16 protein-coding genes are annotated in these 21,889 nt (G+C 35.6%); 13 read left to right on the top strand and 3 right to left on the bottom strand.

Annotated elements, in window-relative coordinates:
- Positions 1 to 2: 2 nt before the first annotated feature.
- The gene (locus ABVM53_RS14315; RefSeq protein ID WP_405327381.1) at positions 3 to 2,405 is read right to left on the bottom strand and encodes a zinc-dependent metalloprotease; all 2,403 of its coding nucleotides are present in this window, start codon (positions 2,403 to 2,405) and stop codon (positions 3 to 5) included.
- Between the two features lie 192 nt (positions 2,406 to 2,597).
- Here ABVM53_RS14315 and ABVM53_RS14310 point away from each other — a divergent pair, with 192 nt between their 5' ends.
- From ABVM53_RS14310 to ABVM53_RS14265, 10 genes are all read left to right on the top strand, one after another.
- Positions 2,598 to 4,061, top strand: coding sequence for a circularly permuted type 2 ATP-grasp protein (locus tag ABVM53_RS14310; protein ID WP_405327378.1), 1,464 nt, complete (start codon positions 2,598 to 2,600; stop codon positions 4,059 to 4,061).
- Positions 4,062 to 4,095: 34 nt separating this feature from the next.
- Positions 4,096 to 5,040 carry an alpha-E domain-containing protein gene (locus tag ABVM53_RS14305; RefSeq protein WP_371456530.1) on the top strand — a complete coding sequence of 315 codons (945 nt, stop codon included), beginning with the start codon at positions 4,096 to 4,098 and terminating at the stop codon, positions 5,038 to 5,040.
- A 57-nt stretch (positions 5,041 to 5,097) separates the two neighbouring features.
- A complete protein-coding gene (locus tag ABVM53_RS14300; RefSeq protein WP_405327375.1) occupies positions 5,098 to 6,087 on the top strand; it encodes a transglutaminase family protein in 990 nt (329 codons plus the stop codon).
- Between the two features lie 56 nt (positions 6,088 to 6,143).
- Positions 6,144 to 7,250 carry a peptide chain release factor 2 gene (prfB, locus tag ABVM53_RS14295; protein WP_405327373.1) on the top strand — a complete coding sequence of 369 codons (1,107 nt, stop codon included), beginning with the start codon at positions 6,144 to 6,146 and terminating at the stop codon, positions 7,248 to 7,250.
- 1 nt (position 7,251) lies between these two features.
- Positions 7,252 to 7,596: an arsenate reductase (glutaredoxin) gene (gene arsC / locus ABVM53_RS14290; RefSeq protein WP_405327370.1), complete on the top strand. Its 345-nt coding sequence runs from the start codon at positions 7,252 to 7,254 to the stop codon at positions 7,594 to 7,596.
- Positions 7,597 to 7,683: 87 nt separating this feature from the next.
- Positions 7,684 to 10,191 carry an outer membrane beta-barrel protein gene (locus ABVM53_RS14285; protein WP_405327368.1) on the top strand — a complete coding sequence of 836 codons (2,508 nt, stop codon included), beginning with the start codon at positions 7,684 to 7,686 and terminating at the stop codon, positions 10,189 to 10,191.
- Positions 10,192 to 10,433: 242 nt separating this feature from the next.
- Positions 10,434 to 12,155 (top strand): purine-cytosine permease family protein, encoded by a 1,722-nt coding sequence (locus ABVM53_RS14280; RefSeq protein WP_405327367.1) that lies wholly within the window; start codon positions 10,434 to 10,436, stop codon positions 12,153 to 12,155.
- Positions 12,155 to 13,639: a mannitol dehydrogenase family protein gene (locus tag ABVM53_RS14275; RefSeq protein ID WP_405327364.1), complete on the top strand. Its 1,485-nt coding sequence runs from the start codon at positions 12,155 to 12,157 to the stop codon at positions 13,637 to 13,639. The genes ABVM53_RS14280 and ABVM53_RS14275 overlap by 1 nt, the downstream gene beginning before the upstream one ends.
- A gap of 152 nt (positions 13,640 to 13,791) precedes the next feature.
- The gene (locus ABVM53_RS14270; protein WP_371456524.1) at positions 13,792 to 14,517 is read left to right on the top strand and encodes a flavodoxin family protein; all 726 of its coding nucleotides are present in this window, start codon (positions 13,792 to 13,794) and stop codon (positions 14,515 to 14,517) included.
- Positions 14,450 to 15,376: a hypothetical protein gene (locus tag ABVM53_RS14265; RefSeq protein WP_405327361.1), complete on the top strand. Its 927-nt coding sequence runs from the start codon at positions 14,450 to 14,452 to the stop codon at positions 15,374 to 15,376. Before ABVM53_RS14270 ends, ABVM53_RS14265 begins: the two co-directional genes overlap by 68 nt.
- Positions 15,377 to 15,454: 78 nt before the next feature.
- Here the strand turns inward: ABVM53_RS14265 and ABVM53_RS14260 are convergent, their stop codons facing one another.
- A complete protein-coding gene (locus ABVM53_RS14260) occupies positions 15,455 to 15,628 on the bottom strand; it encodes a hypothetical protein (RefSeq protein ID WP_164916300.1) in 174 nt (57 codons plus the stop codon).
- Between the two features lie 148 nt (positions 15,629 to 15,776).
- Here ABVM53_RS14260 and fumC point away from each other — a divergent pair, with 148 nt between their 5' ends.
- Complete coding sequence (fumC, locus tag ABVM53_RS14255) at positions 15,777 to 17,171, top strand: class II fumarate hydratase (protein WP_405327358.1); 1,395 nt, start codon at positions 15,777 to 15,779, stop codon at positions 17,169 to 17,171.
- Positions 17,172 to 17,252: 81 nt separating this feature from the next.
- Here the strand turns inward: fumC and ccsA are convergent, their stop codons facing one another.
- Positions 17,253 to 20,495 (bottom strand): cytochrome c biogenesis protein CcsA, encoded by a 3,243-nt coding sequence (gene ccsA / locus ABVM53_RS14250; protein WP_405330875.1) that lies wholly within the window; start codon positions 20,493 to 20,495, stop codon positions 17,253 to 17,255.
- Between the two features lie 113 nt (positions 20,496 to 20,608).
- Between ccsA and ABVM53_RS14245 the strand changes: the two genes are divergently transcribed.
- Positions 20,609 to 21,364, top strand: a complete 756-nt coding sequence (locus tag ABVM53_RS14245) for a Rossmann-like and DUF2520 domain-containing protein (RefSeq protein ID WP_405327355.1) — start codon at positions 20,609 to 20,611, stop codon at positions 21,362 to 21,364.
- Complete coding sequence (locus ABVM53_RS14240; protein ID WP_405327353.1) at positions 21,354 to 21,887, top strand: KdsC family phosphatase; 534 nt, start codon at positions 21,354 to 21,356, stop codon at positions 21,885 to 21,887. Before ABVM53_RS14245 ends, ABVM53_RS14240 begins: the two co-directional genes overlap by 11 nt.
- The last annotated feature ends 2 nt before the right edge of the window (positions 21,888 to 21,889 follow it).

Genomic DNA, 21,889 nt, shown 5'->3' with positions numbered 1-21,889 from the left:
TTCTAAATATTAGTACATTGATAACTTCCTATAGGAGAACCATCAGGAATTTTAGGCGATGAAACCGGTTTAAATTCGTCTGGATCCTTAAGAAAGTTTGTGATTTCTTGTGCAATATACTGCTCGTTAGATTCTTTTGAGGATTGATATTCAGATTTAACTGAACTTAAAATAGCAAGTACTTCTGCTTTTACCTGAGGGATTGCTTTTGGGTTTACATACAATTGCTTTAAATGACTCAACACACGATAATTAATTGTTTGTTGCACTTGCTGTTCATAGGCTCTTCGATGTTTTGCATAAAGTGTGGCATCAAGTAATTGATTAAAAACTTCTGAAATAGATATTATATTTGGATCCCAGGCGTGTTGTGCTACAATGCGATTAGCACGTTCGGCGTTTAAGAGAAAATCTAATGTCATATCGGCGGCAGTTTCTGGAGCACCTAAAGGGTCAAAAGTAATACCGGTGTTTCCTTTAAAACTCTCCCGATCCCTCCCGTATCCAAAAGCTCTGGGAGGAAATAACTTTAATTTATCTTGAGGAATACTTAAATATTCTGCATCAAGCGTTTTGAGTACAGCATCTAATGCAGCTTGTTGTTCATCATTAGAAACCATATTTAAAATCTCTTGCTTTGAATCTCCTTTGACGGCGTAATTGTAGCGAAGTCCACCAATACTTTTTATAGCTGCTTCAGTCTGATATCTATGATAGAAATAAAGCGGAACAAATACATCTTCCAACGTACTCAAAGGTTCGCCGGTACGTATATTGTCTATGCTAAAATTACTAATTGCAAAATTCCGTAGCTTCAAAACATCATTTAGCTCTGTAGCTGCATTACCTCCATTATCCCATAAATGCGCATCAGGATGTGCTCCTGTAGCAGATCTGGAATCACTATCTGTGATAAATCGCAATCCGTCACGCTCTGCATTTTCTAATAGAGAATTTAGATACCAGGACTCTGTCATTCCGCTTTCTACATCACTATAACTATACGCTACCGTTACTTTGTCCCAGCGACCTATACCTACTGCATAAGCATCACTAAAATCAATTTTATTTTCTTTTAATCGTATTGTAGGATGCGGATAATCCATTACAGACGATCTATCGCTTACACTTGCTGCAAAATTGTGAGCAAATCCCAAGGTATGTCCCACTTCGTGTGCTGCAAGTTGACGTATGCGGGCCAACGCCATTTCCAGCATAGGTTCATAATTAGCATCAGAAGTAGCAAAAGGTTTATTCATAAGCGCTTGAGCAATCATAAAGTCTTGTCGTATACGTAAACTTCCCAGGCTCACGTGACCTTTTAAGATTTCTCCTGTACGCGGATCAACAACACTCGCTCCATAACTCCATCCGCGAGTACTGCGGTGCACCCACTGTATCACATTATAGCGTAAATCTAAAGGATCTGCACCTTCAGGAAGCATTTCTACCCTAAAAGCATTTTTATAACCTATTGAAGAAAAAGCTTGATCCCACCAGCGAGCTCCTTCTAACAATGCACTACGTACCGGTTCTGGTGTACCCGGATCTAAGTAATAAATAATAGGTGCTACAGGCTCACTAATAGCCAGTTCTGGATTCTTTTTTGCTAAGCGATGTCTTATAATTAATTTCTTATCAATAGATTCTTGTACGGGCGCAGCATAATCTTTATAACTTATATGAATTGCTCCAGAGCGCGGGTCAAACTTTCGAGTTTGGTAACCAGCTTCAGGAAGTTCAACAAAAGAATGATGTTGAACCACAGATATTGTGGATGCATCTGGAGCTACAGACCGTAGATTTCTTCCCTGAGGATCTCCTTTAAAGGTGAGCAATGCTTCAAACTCTACATTCTTTGGAAACGCTTTAGTATTTTTTAAGGCCAAAGCGCTTCGGTCTTTATCTAATTTATATACACCCTCGTTATTCGATTTTAAACGCCGAGCAACCCCATGGGCATCTTCCATTAGAAAAGGAGTCAAATCTATAATATAGGTTTCAGCCTTAGTTTCTTTAATTTCAAAACCGTACAAAACAGATTTTGCAAATGCTTCTTCTACAGATTCACGTTCGGCAGCATTATCTGTGATTGCTCTGTAATCCTGATTAGGTTGTACCAGCAATAATTTATTACCTGCTTTAATAAATTTTACAATTGCTGTGCCTCCCAGCTGACCCCGATCAAGACCTATATCATTAGATCCTATTCCACTTTTTAACGCGTGGACATATATAAATTCCTGATTGAGGTTTGTAACTTCCAGATAGATATTGTCTGTCTTTTCAGTATAATGAAATTTGAAAAAACCGTCTTGAGTATCCACTTTGCCTAATTTCTCTAGAAACTGTGCTTGAAGTGTTGAAACCAGTAAGAGAAAAGAGAGCGTAACTATTTTTTTCATAGATAAGATTAAGCTTTAAAATTAGCTAAATAATTCAAAAATAGTTCGTAGTCCAGAAAATAAAGCTTATTGAAAGATTCTCAATATTTTAATAAAATTATTTTTTAATCTGAATTAGAAGCGGAATAATTAAGATTTAATTATTAACAAATTACTGGATTATTGGTATTTTAACATCAAACAAAACCATGTATGTCAGAAACCCAAAACTCTATTTTTGCGTCTTATGAAAAAGATTCAAAATTTTATGACGAGATTTTTGATGAGAAGGGAAATGTAAAGAAAGTGTATCAAACACTTTTTGATCTTTACAGCGGACACTCAAGTCAGGACTTTGCAAAATTGAATGAAAAAGCAAAGGCATCATTTTTTAACCAGGGAATAACTTTTCAGGTTTACAATGATAAAGAGGCTAAAGAAAAAATATTTCCTTTTGATCTTTTTCCCCGTATCATAGGGCAAAAAGAATGGGATGTAATTGAACGTGGAGTTTTGCAACGCAGTAAAGCGCTGAATCATTTTATCTGGGATATTTATCACGACAAAAAAATTATAAAGCAAGGAATTGTACCACTCGATTTAATTAGTTCGTCTGAGAATTACTTACATCAAATGATAGGTATAGATCCTCCAGGGGGTATTTATAATCACGTTTCTGGCACAGATTTAATCAAACATTCTGATGGGAAATACTATGTACTTGAAGATAATATACGTTGCCCTTCTGGCGTAAGTTATGTAGTATGTAATCGTACTGCTTTAAAACGGGCACTTTTTGGGGTGTTTAATCATTATAACGCGCATTCTGTTACAGATTATGCTCAGAATTTATTAGAGATGATGGAGTCTGTTAAACCGCGTGGTGTGGACGAACCTAATTGTGTGGTGATCACTCCCGGAGTTTATAATTCAGCTTATTATGAGCATTCGTATCTAGCCAAGGCTATGGGAGTAGAACTGGTAGAAGGTCGTGATCTGTTTGTAGAAAATGATTTTGTTTATATGCAAACCATTCGGGGTCCGCAGCGGGTAGATGTAATATATCGCCGTGTTGATGATCAATTTTTGGATCCGTTAGAGTTTAAACCAGAATCAATGCTTGGAGTTCCTGGTTTATTTTCGGCTTATAAAAATGGTAATGTTTGCTTAGTAAATGCGCCCGGTACCGGTGTGGCAGATGATAAAGCGGTATATACATATATGCCTCAAATTATAAAATATTATCTGGGAGAAGAACCCATTCTAAACAATGTACAAACCTATCACTGTAGTAGACCCGAGGATATGAAATTTGTATTAGAAAATATTGATAAATTGGTGATAAAGCCGGTAGATGAAGCTGGTGGCTACGGTATTTCAATAGGAAATACACTTACTAAAGATGAAATTCAAAAAGTAAAGAAAACCATAATGGCTAGCCCACGTAAATATATTGCCCAGCCTATTATGAGTCTTTCTGTTCACGCTACGTACATCGAGGAAAGTGAATCTTTTGAATCGCGACACGTAGATTTAAGAACCTACTGCCTTTTAGGTGCAAATAAAGATTTTGTTCTCAAAGGCGGACTCACCCGCGTTGCTTTGAAGAAAGGAAATCTAATTGTGAATTCGTCTCAAGGAGGAGGATCTAAAGACACCTGGGTTCTTAAAAGTTAAATAAACAACCACTATTAGTTAGAAAATAAAATCTATGCTTGCACGAGTAGCAAATAATTTATTCTGGATGGGCCGTTACATTGAGCGTGCCGAACACTTAGCGCGCTATTTAAATGTGAACTATTTTTCGTCATTAGATGCTCCTAATGAAAAATCACAATCTCGCGAACTGGTATTGCATTCGTTGCTTTTTATGGCAAATGGTCCGGTTCCTAAAGATTATGAATTAACCGAGCAAAATGTATTTTTTGATATCGGTCTAAATAAAGATGTCCCCTACTCGATTATAAATTGCGTTAAATATGCTCGTGAAAATGCCAATGGTGCACGCGATTTAATTTCAACAGAATTATATGAATCCCTCAATAAATTTTATCATTTTGTACTTAATTATGATGCTGATTTCTTTGTAAAAAAGGGACTATATGATTTTTCGACTCAAGTAGCAGAATCTACCGCAGTATTACGAGGAAAAATACGTGGGACTTTATTGCACGATGAAGTCTATGCAATTATAATGCTGGGAGTAAATATAGAACGGGCTACACAGGTAGTACGTATTATACAGTCTAAATATTACGATGCATTAAAATCTCAAGGAAGTTATGGAGATAAATTTAGTAAAAGCTACGAGTGGGTAACCCTTCTTAAATGTATCGAATCGTATGATATGATGCGTCGTTACTATAAAAAAACACCTACAAGTATAAGCACTCTCGAATTTTTAATTTTAAACAGAGACTGTCCCCGCTCTGTTATGAATAGTCTTGTGCAGGTAAACAACCATATAAATCTAATAAGTAGAGATAAGCATCCTGAGCACAACTCAGCAGCATTTTTAATAGGTAGAACACACGCAGAATATTGCTATAAAACGGTAGATAAAATCGAGGAAGATGTGGAACTATTTATTGAAGAAATTCAGGATACACTTATTGAAATCGCAAAAAAGATAGAAAACGAGTACTTCAAATATTAACTGGAATAATCTGCGTTTTATTGGCTATTTTTGTCTGTTCCTAAACCCAGAAAAATTGTGGATTATATAATTAAATATAGAGCCGAAAATAAATACGAAGCTCAAGTAAATGAGGCGTTGTGGCAATTTCTCATTAAGCCTGAAGAGTCTGCAGACCAAACCATACGTGCGTCAGAATTCACAAATTCGTTAGGTGCTGCGGTAGAGGAATCGACTAATACCTACGGTTTTGAAATTGTACGTATTCATCCTAAAAAACCTTTTTCTGAAATTCTATTTGAAGCAAATTATTTGGTTCGGAAAGATCAGACAAATCCATTTTCTGCTTTAGACGGTGTTGTAAATACAGAACACTACGCAGCTGTAGAAAGTTTAGATTTTAAAATTCGCTATGAACGTTTTTTAGGCTCTACAGAACTTACAATTCTTCCTTCAGGCAAAATCCCATTTGTCTTTGATAAGCAACAGTCGATATTTGACAATCTTCAAGCTCTAAACACTTATATTTTTAAAAATTTTCAGTTTAAGCAGCAGGTTACTACCGTAACTACTACTCTCGAAGAATTTATAAACCAGGGAAAAGGAGTTTGTCAAGACTTCACGCATTTATTTGTAGCCATTGCACGAGCAAATAATATCCCCGCCCGTTATACTTCAGGCTATTTGCATCAGGGAAATGGTTACTTTGGAGATTCACAAATGCACGCATGGGCAGAATGCTATATACCTGAAAAGGGCTGGCTTGGTTTTGACCCTGCAAATGATTTAATTGCTTTACAAAATCATATTAAAGTGGCACACGGTAAAGATTATAATGACTGTGCACCCATAAAAGGAGTGATTTTTAGCAACTCTGCAAAAAATGAGACAAATTATACCGTAGAAGTTATTGCTCGTAAAGAAAGTGAACCTGATGTATTTCATCCTTTACAAGAGTTTGAACCTCTTCCATTTAAGCAACAATTAGATATGCAATTGCAGTGGCAGCAACAGCAACAACAGCAGCAAGAACAACAGAAACAGCAACAAACTTATACACCTTCTTAAGTTGCAGGCCTTATACTTTTGATATAAAATAGTAACTTTCCACAAACAGGTTAACTATGGTAACTAGCGATCAGATCAAAGATCTTGTGCAGCGCACTGATGCATTGAAATTGCATTTGGGTATTGATCAGAAACGAATAGAGATACAAAACGAAGAGGAAAAAACCTTTGATCCTAACTTTTGGAATGATCCAAAAGAAGCCGAATTATTTATGCGTGCTCTACGCGAAAAAAAGAAATGGGTTGAAGATTTTGAGAAAGCGATAAATCTTATTGAAGACGTACAAGTATTACTTGAATTTTATAAAGAAGGAGATGCCACTGAAGCTGAAGTTGTGAAGCAATATGATAGCGTGGTAAATCTTATTGAAGGCATGGAATTTAAAAATATGCTCTCTGAAGAAGGTGATGATTTAAGTGCTGTACTTCAAATTACAGCCGGTGCAGGCGGAACAGAGAGTTGTGACTGGGCAGCAATGCTCATGCGCATGTATTTAATGTGGAGTGAAAAAAATGGATTTAAGATAAAAGAACTAAACTATCAAGAAGGTGATGTTGCCGGTGTAAAGACAGTTACATTAGAAATCGATGGTCCATTTGCCTTTGGATGGTTAAAAGGAGATAACGGAGTACACAGACTGGTACGAATTTCCCCCTTTGATAGCAATGGAAAACGACACACTTCATTTGCATCTGTCTATATCTATCCACTGGTAGACGATACGATACAAATAGATATTAATCCGGCAGATATAAATTGGGATTTTGCTAGATCTTCTGGAGCCGGAGGACAAAATGTAAATAAGGTAGAAACCAAAGCGATTTTGACCCACCACCCTACCGGAATTATCATTCACAATAGTGAAACTCGCTCCCAGTTAGAGAATAGGGAAAAAGCTATGCAAATGCTTAAATCTCAATTGTACGAGATTGAATTGAAAAAAAGACAAGCAGCGCGTGATGAAATAGAATCTGAGAAGAAAAGTATAGAATGGGGTTCTCAAATACGTAATTATGTATTGCATCCTTATAAATTAGTGAAGGATGTGCGTACAGGTGCAGAAACCGGAAATACAGATGCTGTTCTTGATGGGGATATTGATTTATTTCTCAAGGCATTCCTAATGATGAGCGGTCAAAAAGAAACAAGTAACGAATTGTAAGATGTTAAAAATATACCACAACCCACGTTGTTCAAAAAGCAGACAAGGTCTTGCTCTCATAGAAGAATCAGGAAAAGAGTTTGATGTAGTTAAATACCTTGATAATACACCCTCTTATTTAGAGCTTGCCGCCATAATTGGAAAATTAGGCATTAAACCTATAGAACTCGTTAGAAAAGGGGAAACCATCTGGAAAGAAAAATATAAAAACGAGAATTTTTCTGATAAAGAATTAATCGAATTGATGGTTCAAAATCCAAAGTTAATAGAGCGACCCATTGTCGTGCTTGACAATGAGGCTGTTATAGGCAGACCCCCCGAAAACATTAAGAAGTTGTTAAGATAGAGGTCTTTTCTTTTAACAGTATTTTAACCATTTCCACTTTAAACCTATTGCTATTTCATAGTCTAAGTTGCGAAACCAAAATTGACTATGAAAAACAAGCTTACTTTTTGCATGCTGTTTCTTTTTACAGCATTTGCATTTGCACAATCTAATGCATCAAAATTTGAAATTACAGGTACTGTTGTAGATAAGGATGCCGGCATCCCTTTAGAGTATGCCACGATTACCATTACAAATCCTAATAATGCCACAGATGTAGAAGGTGGTATAACAGATATGTCTGGTAATTTTAATGTTGCCGTTGCACCGGGCAAATACACCATCAAAATTGAATATATTTCTTTTGAGCCTATTATTCTTAACAGAACCGTTACCGGAGATCTAAGTTTAGGTACTATTCAATTAGAATTTGCCGCTTCTAGCCTTGATGAAGTTACTGTTGTTGCAGAAACTACTACGGTTGATGTACGTTTAGATAAAAAAATCTATAACATAGGTAAAGATCTTACCACAGCCGGCGGTACTGTAGGTGATGCACTTAATAATGTACCATCTGTTGCAGTAGATGTTGAAGGTGGAATAAGCCTAAGAGGTAATGAAAATGTACGTATATTAATAAATGGAAAGCCATCTGCAATTGCAGGATTTGGTTCTACAGATGTTTTACGTCAATTACCTGCAGATGCTATTGAGCGTGTAGAAGTAATCACATCTCCATCTGCGCGATACGATGCTGAAGGTACAGCGGGTATTTTAAATATCATTTTACGTAAAGAAAAAACTCTAGGTTTTAATGGATCTATAAATACAAGTGTTGGAAATCCAGACCTTGCAAGTATTTCAGCAAACTTGAATTTACGTACAGAAAAATTCAACATTTTTAATACAACAGGTTACCGCTATACAAGTTCTCCTGGTAATGGATTTTTTGACACCAATTATTTGTCTTCTGAAACTACAGATCCTACCTACGACCGTATTATTGAAGATCGAGATATTCAACGCCTTAACAGGGGTTTTAATACAAACTTAGGTATTGAATATTACCTAACAGATATGTCATCGGTTACAGCTTCGGTATTTTATCGAAACGGTAATGATACAGATGAAACCACAAACCTTACTCAAAGTTTTAGAGATGCTTCTAGAGTTTTAGAAACAGAACGCGTTGAACGTTTAAAAGAAAAAGATGACAGCTACCAGTTATCTTTAAACTACATCAACAAGTTTAATGAAAATGGGCACCAACTTACTGCAGATTTTCAATATGAAAATAGTGAGGAAACACAAAATACACGTATCAATGAAGATATAACTTTTGATACTGAAGACACTACTCCAATTATCGGAGAGCGTTTATTTACTACGGAAAAACAAAAAGAATATTTAGTTCAGGCAGATTACGTTCTTCCTTTTTCTGAAAATTGGCAATTTGAAGCAGGATACCGCGGAAGCTTTGAAAATGAGATTACAGATTTTAGCGTAAATCAAGAGCAAATCGCTAATTCAGGAAACTTTGTATTGAATGATACACTTACAAATATTTTTGACTATACCGAGAATGTAAATGCTGTTTACACGCAGATAGGAAGCAAATTTGGAAAACTATCGTTTCTTGCAGGTCTTCGATTAGAAAACACGCAATTAAAAGGTAAAATAGATTCTAGACTTACTGAAGCAGAATTGCAAGACATCTTCGGATTTGCAATCGATACTGATTTTGATAATGATTATTTAGGTTTATTCCCAACGTTAAACCTTACGTACGAATTAAACGAACGTGAAAATATAACACTTGGATATAACCGTCGTATCAACCGTCCACGTGGTTGGTTCTTAAATCCGTTTCCAGACAGAGACAGTAGAAATAACGTATTCCAAGGAAATCCTAACTTAGCTCCTGCCTATGCAAATGCATATGATCTTGGTTACTTAAAAAGATGGGATAAATTAACTCTTACTTCTTCTATCTACTTTCAAAGAGAAACCGAATCATTTGAAGTAATTGAAGAGATCGTAGAATTACAAGGACAAGGAACAAACACAAATGGTAATACTGTTATACGTAGTATTCCTTTTAATTTATCTAGTAATGAGCGTATAGGTGCAGAAATAGGTGTTTTGTATAACCCTATTAAATGGCTACGCTTAAATGGTAGTTTTAACTTCTTCCAGTTTAATACAGAAGGTTTCTTTAATGATGTAGATTATAGTGCAAAAAACACCAGCTACTTCGCTCGTTTTAGCTCTAAAGTGACCTTACCGTTTCAAATTGACTGGCAAACAAATGCTAATTACAGAGGTGCTGCTCAAAATGCACAATCTGATACAGACGGAATTCTTTCTGTTGACTTAGCACTTAGTAAAGATGTTTTTGGAGATAATGCAACTGTCTCTATGAATGTAAGCGACTTGTTTAATGGTAGAAAAAGAAGCCAGTTCACAACAAATGATTTATTTACTAGAGATAGTGAATTTCAGTGGAGACAGCGCCAAATAAATTTATCCTTTGTATATCGTTTTAACCAACGTAAAAATGATGCAAAGAGAAATCAACCGGTGAATACCGATGACGAAGGTGATTTCCAGGGATAATTAATTCGATTCCTTTCATTCCTAACTTTAAGAAACCATTCAATTTATTGAATGGTTTTTTTTGTTTTGTAAATCACCCAAAACTAATAAATAAGGCTCTAGAGCCCCAAAATCTTATGAAAACTACTAAACCCTTTATTTCCGCTAAAATCGCTTAAACGATTAACTAAATCGATTAAATTAGTGTATTTAAATTTTTAGCTGTAAATTTCCAACGATATAGTACCCATAAAAAGATAAGTATGCAAACCGGAAAGGACTATCAGCAATTTGAAGATATAGATGTCGAGCAATTACCCGTATCTAAACATAAATTACATAACTGGACCCATTTTGCAGGATTGTATGCTGCTGAACACGTAGCAGCTACAGAATTTGTTATAGGAGCAACCTTTGTAGCGCTTGGAGCGAAAACGATAGATATTATTATAGGTTTGCTTATAGGTAATATTCTGGCTGTGTTAAGTTGGACATTCATCACCTCTCCTATTGCCGTAGATACCAGATTAAGTCTTTATAATTACCTGAATAAAATTGCAGGTGATTCTATGACCAAACTATACAACTGGGCAAATGTTATTATTTTCTCAGTAATCTCTGCAGCAATGATTACGGTATCCTCTACTGCGGTACGATTTGTATTTGATATTCCACAACAGCTGGATTGGTATCCTAATAATTTTTGGTTTGTATTAATTGTAATGTGCGTAGGTATTGTAGTTGTGTTAATAGCAATGTTTGGTTTTAAAGCCGTTACTGAATTTGCAGGAGTTTGTGCTCCTTGGTTATTTGTAATGTTTATAAGTGGTGCGATGGTTCTTTTACCCGCATTATCACTAGATGTATTAGATAGTACGTTGCCCGGGAGTTGGCACGAACTAATCGCGTTAGGAAACCAGTCAATCTGGACAGGGATAGATAGTAATGGAGAACCGGGTATAGGTCTTGTTGAAGTTATAGGTTTTGCGTGGGCTGCCAATACTATCACACACTTTGGACTTATTGATATGGCCCTTTTGCGTTATGCTAAAAAGAAGGTTTACGGACTTACAACCAGTAGCGGTATGATGTTCGGTCATTTTGTAGCCTGGATTTCAGCAGGAATAATGGGAGCCGGTGCTGCGGTAATTTTGGGTAAATCTATTGTAGAATTAGACCCAGGAGATGTGGCTTATTATGCATTAGGTTGGTCTGGTTTTGTTATTGTCATTATAGCTGGATGGTCGACAGCGATTACAAATCTATATCGTGCCGGTCTGGCTGCTCAAGCTATTTTTAAAAGTCATTCAAGAAAGAAGACCACGTTAACCGTTGGTTTATTCACGGTTGTTATAGCCTGCTTCCCGTTTGTTTTTTCACAAATATTACCATTGCTAACTTATGCGGGATTACTAGTAGTTCCTGTAGGAGCCATTGTTTTTGCTGAACATCAAATCTTTCCGAGGATAGGTTATACGCGTTATTGGTCTTCTTTCAAGCAATTAAAATTTAATACTCCTGCAATAGCATCATGGGGAATAGGTTTAGTATTTGGCTTCGGTCTAAATGCGCTTAATGTGATGTCATTCTTTTATTTATTCGTACCCACTTGGATTTTTACGATAATTATATATACCCTTTTAGCTGCACGTTACGGAGCTAAAGAATCTTATCCTGAAGAAGAGCAAAAAGAGCAAGAGTACCAAGAAAGTATATCTAAATTTCAGGATGATAAAGCCGAATTAGAACCAGATCCAATTATTGACCGAAGTATATTTACAAAAATTCTAAAAGTGGTGTCTGTGGTAGCATTAATTATCACATTAGTTCTTGCAAGTCTGGTTTTATTTGGCAGTGCTAATGAGAATATTTATATAACAAATAGAGCCCTATTTTATAAATACGCTTTTATATGTACCCTACTCTATTTTATAACAGCTTACTGGGCAACAAGACGAGGAAAAATTAAAAAAGAAAAGCATTAATGAAAAATTCAGTAACTCTAAATTTAAATAATATTGATCTTCTTCGTGAACATCTATCTGTTCCAGAATATGATCCTAAATCTTTAAAAACAGGAATCGTTCACGTAGGCGTGGGTGGTTTTCACCGTGCTCATCAAGCTTATTATTTAAATAAATTACACGAAGCCGATCTCAATCCAGAATGGGGAATTTGTGGTATTGGTTTACGAGAAAATGATAAGAACATAGAGGATGTTTTTAAAAAGCAGGATAATTTATACACGTTGCTTGTAAAACACCCTGATGGTAAAAATGAAGCTCAAGTAATAGGATCGATTATAGATTTTAAACTGGGTTATGGTAATCCTCAGGTAGCCATAGACAAGATGGCTCACCCAGATACAAAAATAGTATCTCTAACAATTACGGAGGGTGGTTATAATTTTAATTCATCAACAGGTGAATTTAATTTTGATAATCAAGATGTTATTTACGAATTGCAAAACCCGGAGGATCCGCGTACCATATATGGCTATTTAACCGCAGCTCTTAAAAAACGTCGGGAGAATTCGTTACCACCATTTACTATTATGTCTTGTGATAATATCGAGCACAATGGCGATGTAACACGCGAAATGTTACTAACATTTGCTAAGCGACAAGATAGTGAACTGGCTGAATGGATTGAGAATTCAGTAAGCTTTCCTAATAGTATGGTAGATCGAATTACTCCGGTGACAACTGCCGCAGATATCGAATTTTTAGAAAATGAATACGGCATTAAAGATGAATGGCCGGTTACTTGTGAACCTTTTATACAATGGGTTATCGAGGATAATTTTTCTAACGGCAGACCTCAATTAGAAAATGTAGGTGTGCAGTTTGTTCCAGATGTTAAGCCTTATGAAAAGATGAAATTGCGTTTGCTAAATGCCGGACATTCTGTATTGGGAATTTTAGGAGCTGTACATGGATATAAGACGATCAATGAATGTATGGAAGACAAAGTCTTTGTAACTTATCTGAGATCGTTTATGGATCAAGAAGCTACACCGGTCTTAGACGAATTAGAAGGCATAAATTTAAATGATTATAAAGATAGCCTTGAAGAGCGATTTGCAAATCCTAATATTAAAGACAGTGTGAGCCGCATTTGTTCTGAAAGTGCTGCAAAACTTCCGAAGTTTCTAATTCCAACTATACAGGATAATTTGAAATCTGGGGGTAATATAGATTTTGGCACTCTTGTTTTAGCAACTTGGTGTTATTATAGTGATCTGCAACAAGATCAAAATGGTGCTCCATTAGAGATTTTAGACACGATGAAAAATGAACTTCACGAAGCGGCTCAAAAAACAAAAGAGGATGCTTTATCCTTTCTAAGACAAACTTCAATTTTTGGTGATTTAGTTAATAATGATCGCTTTACATCAAGTTATATTAATGCTTTAGATAAAGTGTATAAAAAGCAAAATATCAGAAATATAATGTCTGATATGATATAGCTTACTATTTATATAAAATTTTAAACGCCAGATTATTTTCATAATCTGGCGTTTCTTTTTTTACGTTATTTTAGTAATGGTATTTGATTTTTAAAAATGCGGAGTATCATTTTGTATTCGTAAATTACAGTGGAATACAAAATTATAGTCATATGGATTTTAGTAATCTCAACGCAATTTATATCAATTGTACTTTAAAAAAATCACCACAAGAAAGTCACACTTCCACATTGATGAATGTCTCAAAAGAGATTCTCAAGAAAGAAAATGTCTCATTTGAAGAAATACGCTTTATCGATCATGATGTTGCAAGTGGTGTTTATCCAGACATGACAGAATATGGCTGGGAAACCGATGAATGGCCTCAACTTTACAAAAAAATTATAGCAGCAGATATTTTAATAATTGGTACTCCTATTTGGTTAGGCGAGAAATCATCTGAAACTCAAAAACTAATTGAGCGCCTTTATGCGATGAGCGGAAAAGTCAATGACAAAGGACAGTATGTTTTTTACGGAAAAGTTGGTGGTTGTATTATAACAGGAAATGAAGATGGAATAAAACACTGTGCAATGGGCATACTTTATTCTCTGCAGCATGTAGGATACTCTATACCACCACAAGCAGATTGTGGTTGGATTGGCAAGGTAGGACCGGGCCCTAGTTATGGAGACCAGGTTTGGAATGATGAAAAACTGAACACGCCAGTAGGTTTTGATAGTGATTTTACTAATAGAAATACAACATTTATGACTTATAACCTACTTCATCTCGCTTCTATGTTAAAGCGAAATGATGGTTACTCAAATTATGGAAATTCACGTGAACAATGGAATAATGGGGAACGCTGGAATTTTGAAAACCCGGAATATCGTTAATATGCTAAGAAGTTTATTCTTTTTTGTTTTTCTATTGAGTATTGAAATATCGTACAGTCAGAAAACAGTTATTTTACCAGAAAATAATATTGACAGTCTTTTTTTAAAAAAATTACCTGAAAAACTTAAACAGTTTCAATTAGAGGATCTGGAAACCTCAAAAGACTCTTTAAATATTAGAATCTGGGAACAGCATACTATCTTCACTTTGAATTATGATTCTGAAGATGAAGTCTCCGCTAACTATAAAATTTACGCGGGAGGTAAATCGCCAGTAATCGCAACTAATACAATCACCAACACCCAATCGCGTAAAATTTTTAATCAATTTAGAACTATAAGTTTTGAAGAACTCTCTGGAGATTCATTTCGCGGTTTAGACGGATTTTATATTTATATAGAAATTGCTACTAAAGATGATTACAAGGTCATTAGTTATTGGTCACCCTTTCACAGGTCTTGTAAAGATTGTAATACGATACGTGAACTACATGATATTTTATCTGAAAATATAGATACAGATAAATTCACAAGTAATTTTATCAATAGTTTAGAACCCGGTGGTTATACCTGGGGAATGTCTAGTTTTCAAATTGATCACTTCTTAAATGAAGATGTCGATAAAACAGATTTTTATATAAAAGCTGAAAAGAAAATTAGGGATGAATTAAATATTACTGAAGAAACAAAGCATCAAAACTATCCACTTATTATAATAAATAAAAAGCACGCTAAAATTGCTGATTTAAATTCCTACACATTAGAAGATATCAAATCATACGCTATAGTTGGAAAAGGGGCGATTGCTCTTTACGGGACTTCAGGCCGAAATGGAGTTTTATTAGTTGAAACCAATTAAATCTATACACGACAAGTTTATTCATAAAAAAAGCCGCTCTAATGAGCGGCTTTTTTTTTATTATATATAATGTAATACTTAAGAATTCACATTATTAGCTTTCTTTTTTTCACGTATTTCTTTCATACGTTCTACAAAAGCACCACCAATCCAATATGGAAGAATGGAAACTAAAAATATCATTAACCAGAAACCTATCGTTAAAATGGTTAAAAATGCTAAGAAGCCTAAGTATTGATCAAATTCGAACATAATATGGTTTTTGTCTTGTGGCAAATTTAGCGATAATCTTCCTTAATATGCAATACAATTTTCAATTAAAACAGAGATTTATAACTACCCTAAACTGCAGTTATTAAAGACAAACTATTATTTTTGTTCAACCACTAAAAAAATCATAATGGAATATAGAATAGAGAAAGACACGCTGGGTGATGTTAATGTACCGGCAGACAAATTATGGGGAGCACAGACTGAACGTTCCCGTAATAATTTTAAAATAGGTGCCGCAGCATCTATGCCTATTGAAATTATTTATGGTTTCGCCTATTTAAAAAAGGCCGCTGCTTACACTAATGCAGAATTGGGAGTTTTGTCTGATGAAAAAAGAGATCAGATTGCAGCTGTTTGTGATGAGATTTTAGAAGGGAAACACGACGACCAATTTCCGCTTGTTATCTGGCAAACCGGTTCTGGAACGCAAAGCAATATGAACGTTAATGAGGTAATTGCAAACCGTGCTCATGTTTTAGCGGGAAATACTTTAGGCGACGGAGGCAAAACATTACAAGCGAATGACGATGTGAATAAATCACAATCTTCAAACGATACGTTCCCTACAGGAATGCATATTGCTGCCTATAAGAAAGTGATGGAAGTGACACTGCCGGGTGTAATTAAGCTCCGTAATACGCTGAAACAAAAATCAGATGAGTTCCGTGAGGTAGTGAAAATAGGACGTACACATTTAATGGATGCCACTCCCCTAACCTTAGGTCAGGAATTTTCAGGTTATGTTTCACAACTAGATCATGGTATAAAAGCATTAGAACATACACTAGATCATTTATCTGAGTTAGCTCTGGGCGGTACTGCTGTAGGTACAGGATTAAATACTCCTAAAGGTTATGATAAACTTGTAGCAGATTATATTGCAAAATTTACTGAACAACCCTTTAAAACTGCAGATAATAAATTTGAAGCGCTTGCTGCTCACGATGCGATTGTAGAATCACACGGTGCTCTAAAGCAATTAGCTGTTTCTTTAAACAAAATTGCAAACGACATACGTATGCTAGCTAGTGGACCGCGCTCTGGAATTGGTGAAATTATTATACCTGCAAATGAACCAGGATCTTCAATTATGCCAGGTAAAGTAAATCCTACGCAATGTGAGGCAATGACTATGGTTTGTGCTCAGGTTATAGGTAATGATATGGCTATTGCTGTGGGCGGAATGCAGGGACAATATGAATTAAATGTCTTTAAACCGGTAATGGCAGCAAACTTTCTACAGAGTGCACAACTTATAGGTGACGCTTGTGTTTCTTTTGAAGAACATTGTGCTGCTGGTATAGAGCCTAATCACGTACGTATTAAGACAATGCTAGACAATTCATTGATGCTTGTAACAGCTTTAAATACAAAAATAGGCTATTATAAAGCTGCTGAAATAGCTAATACCGCACATGATAACGGGACCACCCTCAAAGAAGAGGCTGTAAATTTAGGATATGTAACCGCTGAAGAATTTGATGAGTGGGTTAAGCCAGAAGATATGGTAGGTGAGTTATAATCTAACCTATTATTTAAGATTAAAAAAAGGGAGATAGCTCAAGCTATCTCCCTTTTTTAATAATATGATTTGAGTAAGATTTTACTTCTTGTAAAACTTCTTGTATTTAGGATATGCAAGTAGTGCAAAGAGTATAACACCGCCCATAATACTTAAGGCTCTATTTAAATTCAAAATATTATCTCCGCTTGCGTAACTATGTAATCCTGAAAGCCAGAAGTTAACTCCAAAATAAGTCATTAAAATACTACCGTAAGCTAATATAGACATCAGGTTGAAAAACCATCTTCCCCGTAAACCAGGAACTAATCGCATGTGAATTACAAAGGCATAGACCATAATGCTAATTAATGCCCAGGTCTCTTTAGGATCCCATCCCCAGTAACGTCCCCAACTTTCATTTGCCCATTGCCCTCCTAAAAAGTTACCAATGGTAAGCATTACTAAACCAACAGTTAGAGCCATCTCATTAATAATGGTAAGCTCTTTTATGTTAAGCTCCATTTTTAATTTATTCTTTTCAGTGGTAAGAAGCATTAGTAATAAAGAAACTAATCCCAATATCATTGCTAGCGTAAATGGACCGTAACTAGCAACAATAACTGCCACGTGAATCATTAACCAATAACTATCCAGAACCGGTTGCAAGTTTGCAATTTCTGGGTTAAGCCAGTTCATACTAGCCCCCCAAAGAATAAACCCGGCAACAAACGCTGTACTGGCAATGGTAAGCGAACTCTTTCTTCCGAAAGCTAAACCAAAAAACATGGTAGCCCAACCTACATAAAGAACAGATTCATAGGCATCACTCCAAGGAGCATGACCAGAAATATACCAGCGCCAGATTAATCCCAATGTGTGAAGAGCAAACAAGACTATAATTGCTCCTCCACCTATATTAACCATTAACTTAATAAAGCGATTTTCTTTAAAGATGCGCACAATCACAAATACAAACATGAAGACACTTGCGAGCAAGTACATCCAATATAGTTTAGTGAAAATATCATGTTTATTGTAATATACCTCTGCATCAATTTTCTCTTGAGAAGGCATAATCTCTGCCCCGTGCTTCTCTTGAAAGCTTCGTATACTTTTTAGAAACGTATCTGCCTTCTCAAAGTTGCCCGTTTCTTTACCCTCGCGTAATGCAGAAAAATATAGAGGTAAAATTTGCTTGGTGTATAAAGAATCCATTCCCTTATAACCGGCTTCATTTAATTCTGGATAAGAAACCCACTTATTATTATCGTCATTTATAAGTGGAAATATTTTGAGTATTTCACCACTTACCGCCCTACTCAACAATCCTAGACGCTCTGCGATATCTATAAAATCTTTATCAAAACTGTTTTTAACTTCTGCCTGATAAGCATTGGTTATGTATGCATCTAATTTATTACGACCTTGATTATCTAAAAAGTCAAGGGCATTTGCATATTCTTGATCTTTAGGAATACCTATGATAGTACGAATACTATCATTAGATGGCTTAAGATAAATAAGATCTACATTATACCAGAAAAACGGAGATTCTACCATAGAGAGAAAAACCTGATCTGCAGTCATTCCTTGGTATTTGTCACTTCGACTCAATTTACGCAGTAATTTACTGGCAAATGAATTTACAGGCATCATACGACCCTTATCATCTTGAATAACAATTTTTCCAAACTTCGCAGCTTGCTCGGCAGGAATTGTATTTACTTTTAAGATAGAATCAATTTCAGATTGTGTTGGCAGCATGTGATTTTCTTCTTCTACCACTGCTGTACCGGGAATGAAATCCTGAGGCTGTTCTTCTACGACTTCAGTATTCCCGTTTTCAACAACCACTTTTTCTTCCTGAGCATTAAGAAGATTTCCGCTAAGTGCAAAAAATATAATAATTGCTGAAAGTTTAGCTTTTCTAGCCTTCACCTTATCCAGTCTAATTTTTAAATCCCCAAAGCGACTTCCCTTGTCAAATAATATAATCATAAGTCCTAGATATAATAAGAAGTAACCTATGTATGTAATCCAGGTTCCTACGGCATCGTGATTAACTGAAAGAACCGTACCCAACTCATCTGGACTAAAACTGGCCTGAAAGAATCGATATCCTTTATAATCCAGAACGTGGTTCATGAAGATATCATAATCAAATGCAGAATCGTCCCCTTCTACTACAGTTATTTTACTTTTATATGAGGAATATACATTTGTAGTACCCGGATAACGCTCTGCAATAAAGTCATTTAATGTAATTGCAAATGGCAGTTCTATAGCTAAACTTCCAAAGTTGAGATGAAAAGTAAGGTCTCCTACTTCTACAGTTTCCATCTCATTGTTAAAACCTTTACCACCCAATAGACCTACAGTTTCTTCTCCCTGATCTGTTTTTACGGTAACAAATAAGGCATCAGACTGTCCTTTTTGCTTTGGAAACGATTCCACAATACCATTACGGCCTTTCATTACGGGTTCTGGAATTACAAACTGCATTCCACCTAATTGGTATAACGCTCTTAGTTTTAAGTCCTGAATTGTATCTTTTTCAACATCAAAGTCGGCTTGTGTTGCCATAACTCGCGTGCTACCTTCAAAAGGTGTTTTTATCGTATAGTTTTCTCCATCAAAACCAATATTAATAGCACCTTCCGTCGGAGTATTTAAGGTGAAAAGTACATTGTGTATACTTGCTACTGTACCCTCTTCTATATAGTGCTCGTGCCGTTGACCATCTCCCGCTTCAACTATTTTTAATTGATTAAGTCCATCTGTTGATTCTACAAGACCTTCTTCGGCTCCATCTATAAATTTTGAGAAAGAAATAGTAACTGGTTTACCGGCAAAATCGGTTTCCCAGGTAAAATCATTATTAAGTCTGCTAGAAAGATTTAAATGTTTAGGATCTAGCTTACGACGCATAGGCTCCCCATCTTTCTCTCCGTCAATGAAAACACTTAAATACGTTTTATCACTTAAAAACGTATTCTCAGTTTCTCCCTCACGTATAGGCATTACACCTTCAAAACCAACGTAACGCGTCCAGGCTGCTCCAAAAATTATTAGGATAAAAGCTAAATGCAGGGTTAGTGTTGACCATTTCTCTTTGCGCCATAATTTAAAGCGCCAAATATTACCAACAAAGTTGATTATAAAAAGTAAATGAATGAGCTCAAACCACCAAGCCTCGTAAACTAATTCGCGGGTGTATGGAGTTGGAGAAGTTTCTTGACCTGCATCAAGTATTGTTCCGGTGGCCATAGCCACAGCATAAACAATAAATAAAAGAGCCATTAATCGGGTGGAAAACAGGAAATCTGCAATACGTTTCTGCATGGTAAAAGTGCCATTTTTTTGATGGCGCAAAGTTACAAAACAAAAGATCATTAATAAAGCTTTAACGCTTGTGATTACTTATACTTTCGGTAGTTTTTGTTTACTTTTGATGCGTGATATCTCTTTCAATAATCGGTACCGGTAATGTAGCCTTTCATCTTGCGAATGCATTTAGCTCAGTACAAGGTGTTCAGCTTAATTATATAGTAGGACGTTCTACAAATGCTTTGACTGATTTTAAACAATTAGCAAAAACAACAACTGATTTTTCTAAGATATATTCTTCTGAAATTATTTTAATTGCGGTTAGTGATTCAAGTATTGCTGAAGTCTCAAAACAAATTAAAAGTACCAATTCGTTAATTGTTCATACCTCCGGTAGTACACCTCTCGATATCTTAAATTTGCATAAACGCAGTGGAGTATTTTATCCACTTCAAACTTTTTCTAAAGACAAGAAACTTATATACAGAGAAATACCATTCTGTATTGAAGCTTTACTTCAAGAAGATGTTTTGGTATTAGCTCAATTAGCAGAGAAGATTAATGCACAAACTTTCTCAATTAATTCAACCGAAAGAGCATCTTTACATTTAGCAGCCGTTTTCAGTAATAATTTTTGCAATCATATTTTGACCGAAGCTAAAATGCTTTGTGAGGATAATAATGTTTCATTTGACTTGCTAAAGCCGTTAATGACCGAAACAATTTCAAAAGCCTTTTTATTAGGTCCTGAAAATTCCCAAACTGGTCCTGCTAAACGCGGGGATTTATCAACATTAGAAAAACAAAAAAATAGTCTGTCTAGCAGACAACTTGAATTATACAATACCCTAACCCATTCTATATTAAAATTTTATGAGCGATAAAAGTTACAAAGAGCATCTTAAAGAGATTACCACCTTTATTTTTGATGTAGATGGTGTTATGACTGATGGCAGCTTGTTGATTAATACACAAGGTGAGATGCTAAGAAGTATGAATGTAAAAGATGGGTATGCCATCAAAACAGCACTAAACCATAATTTTAATATTTGCATTATTAGCGGCGGTACAAATGAAGGTGTTAGAAGTAGATTACAAGCTTTAGGCGTTACCGATATTCATTTAGGCGCTCATTCTAAAATTGATTTTTTAAATGACTATACGCAGAAGTACGACGTAAAACCAGAGAATATTCTTTACATGGGAGATGATATTCCAGATTATCCAGTTATGAAACTCGTAGGTTTACCTTGTTGTCCTCAGGATGCAGTTAAAGAAATTAAAGAAATATCAAAATATGTATCTCATAAAAAAGGAGGTAAAGGTTGTGTGCGAGACGTAATTGAACAAGTTCTTAAAGTTCACGGAAAATGGATGCAAGACTTTGATGCCGCATTAAAGGACTAGTT

The sequence above is a fragment of the Leeuwenhoekiella sp. LLG6367-2.1 genome (assembly GCF_045055775.1).
In the GTDB taxonomy this organism is placed as follows: domain Bacteria; phylum Bacteroidota; class Bacteroidia; order Flavobacteriales; family Flavobacteriaceae; genus Leeuwenhoekiella; species Leeuwenhoekiella aequorea.
The sequence above is the reverse complement of the archived record's forward strand: the minus strand, read 5'-3'. Positions and strand labels throughout refer to the sequence as shown.

Excerpts from the sequence above, each read along its gene's own strand:
- ABVM53_RS14315 (WP_405327381.1), bottom strand. The coding sequence starts at position 2,405 with ATGAAAAAAATAGTTACGCTCTCTTTTCTCTTACTGGTTTCAACACTT.
- ABVM53_RS14310 (WP_405327378.1), top strand. The coding sequence starts at position 2,598 with ATGTCAGAAACCCAAAACTCTATTTTTGCGTCTTATGAAAAAGATTCA.
- ABVM53_RS14305 (WP_371456530.1), top strand. The coding sequence starts at position 4,096 with ATGCTTGCACGAGTAGCAAATAATTTATTCTGGATGGGCCGTTACATT.
- prfB (WP_405327373.1), top strand. The coding sequence starts at position 6,144 with ATGGTAACTAGCGATCAGATCAAAGATCTTGTGCAGCGCACTGATGCA.
- arsC (WP_405327370.1), top strand. The coding sequence starts at position 7,252 with ATGTTAAAAATATACCACAACCCACGTTGTTCAAAAAGCAGACAAGGT.
- ABVM53_RS14285 (WP_405327368.1), top strand. The coding sequence starts at position 7,684 with ATGAAAAACAAGCTTACTTTTTGCATGCTGTTTCTTTTTACAGCATTT.
- ABVM53_RS14280 (WP_405327367.1), top strand. The coding sequence starts at position 10,434 with ATGCAAACCGGAAAGGACTATCAGCAATTTGAAGATATAGATGTCGAG.
- ABVM53_RS14275 (WP_405327364.1), top strand. The coding sequence starts at position 12,155 with ATGAAAAATTCAGTAACTCTAAATTTAAATAATATTGATCTTCTTCGT.
- ABVM53_RS14270 (WP_371456524.1), top strand. The coding sequence starts at position 13,792 with ATGGATTTTAGTAATCTCAACGCAATTTATATCAATTGTACTTTAAAA.
- ABVM53_RS14265 (WP_405327361.1), top strand. The coding sequence starts at position 14,450 with ATGGAAATTCACGTGAACAATGGAATAATGGGGAACGCTGGAATTTTG.
- ABVM53_RS14260 (WP_164916300.1), bottom strand. The coding sequence starts at position 15,628 with ATGTTCGAATTTGATCAATACTTAGGCTTCTTAGCATTTTTAACCATT.
- fumC (WP_405327358.1), top strand. The coding sequence starts at position 15,777 with ATGGAATATAGAATAGAGAAAGACACGCTGGGTGATGTTAATGTACCG.
- ccsA (WP_405330875.1), bottom strand. The coding sequence starts at position 20,495 with ATGCAGAAACGTATTGCAGATTTCCTGTTTTCCACCCGATTAATGGCT.
- ABVM53_RS14240 (WP_405327353.1), top strand. The coding sequence starts at position 21,354 with ATGAGCGATAAAAGTTACAAAGAGCATCTTAAAGAGATTACCACCTTT.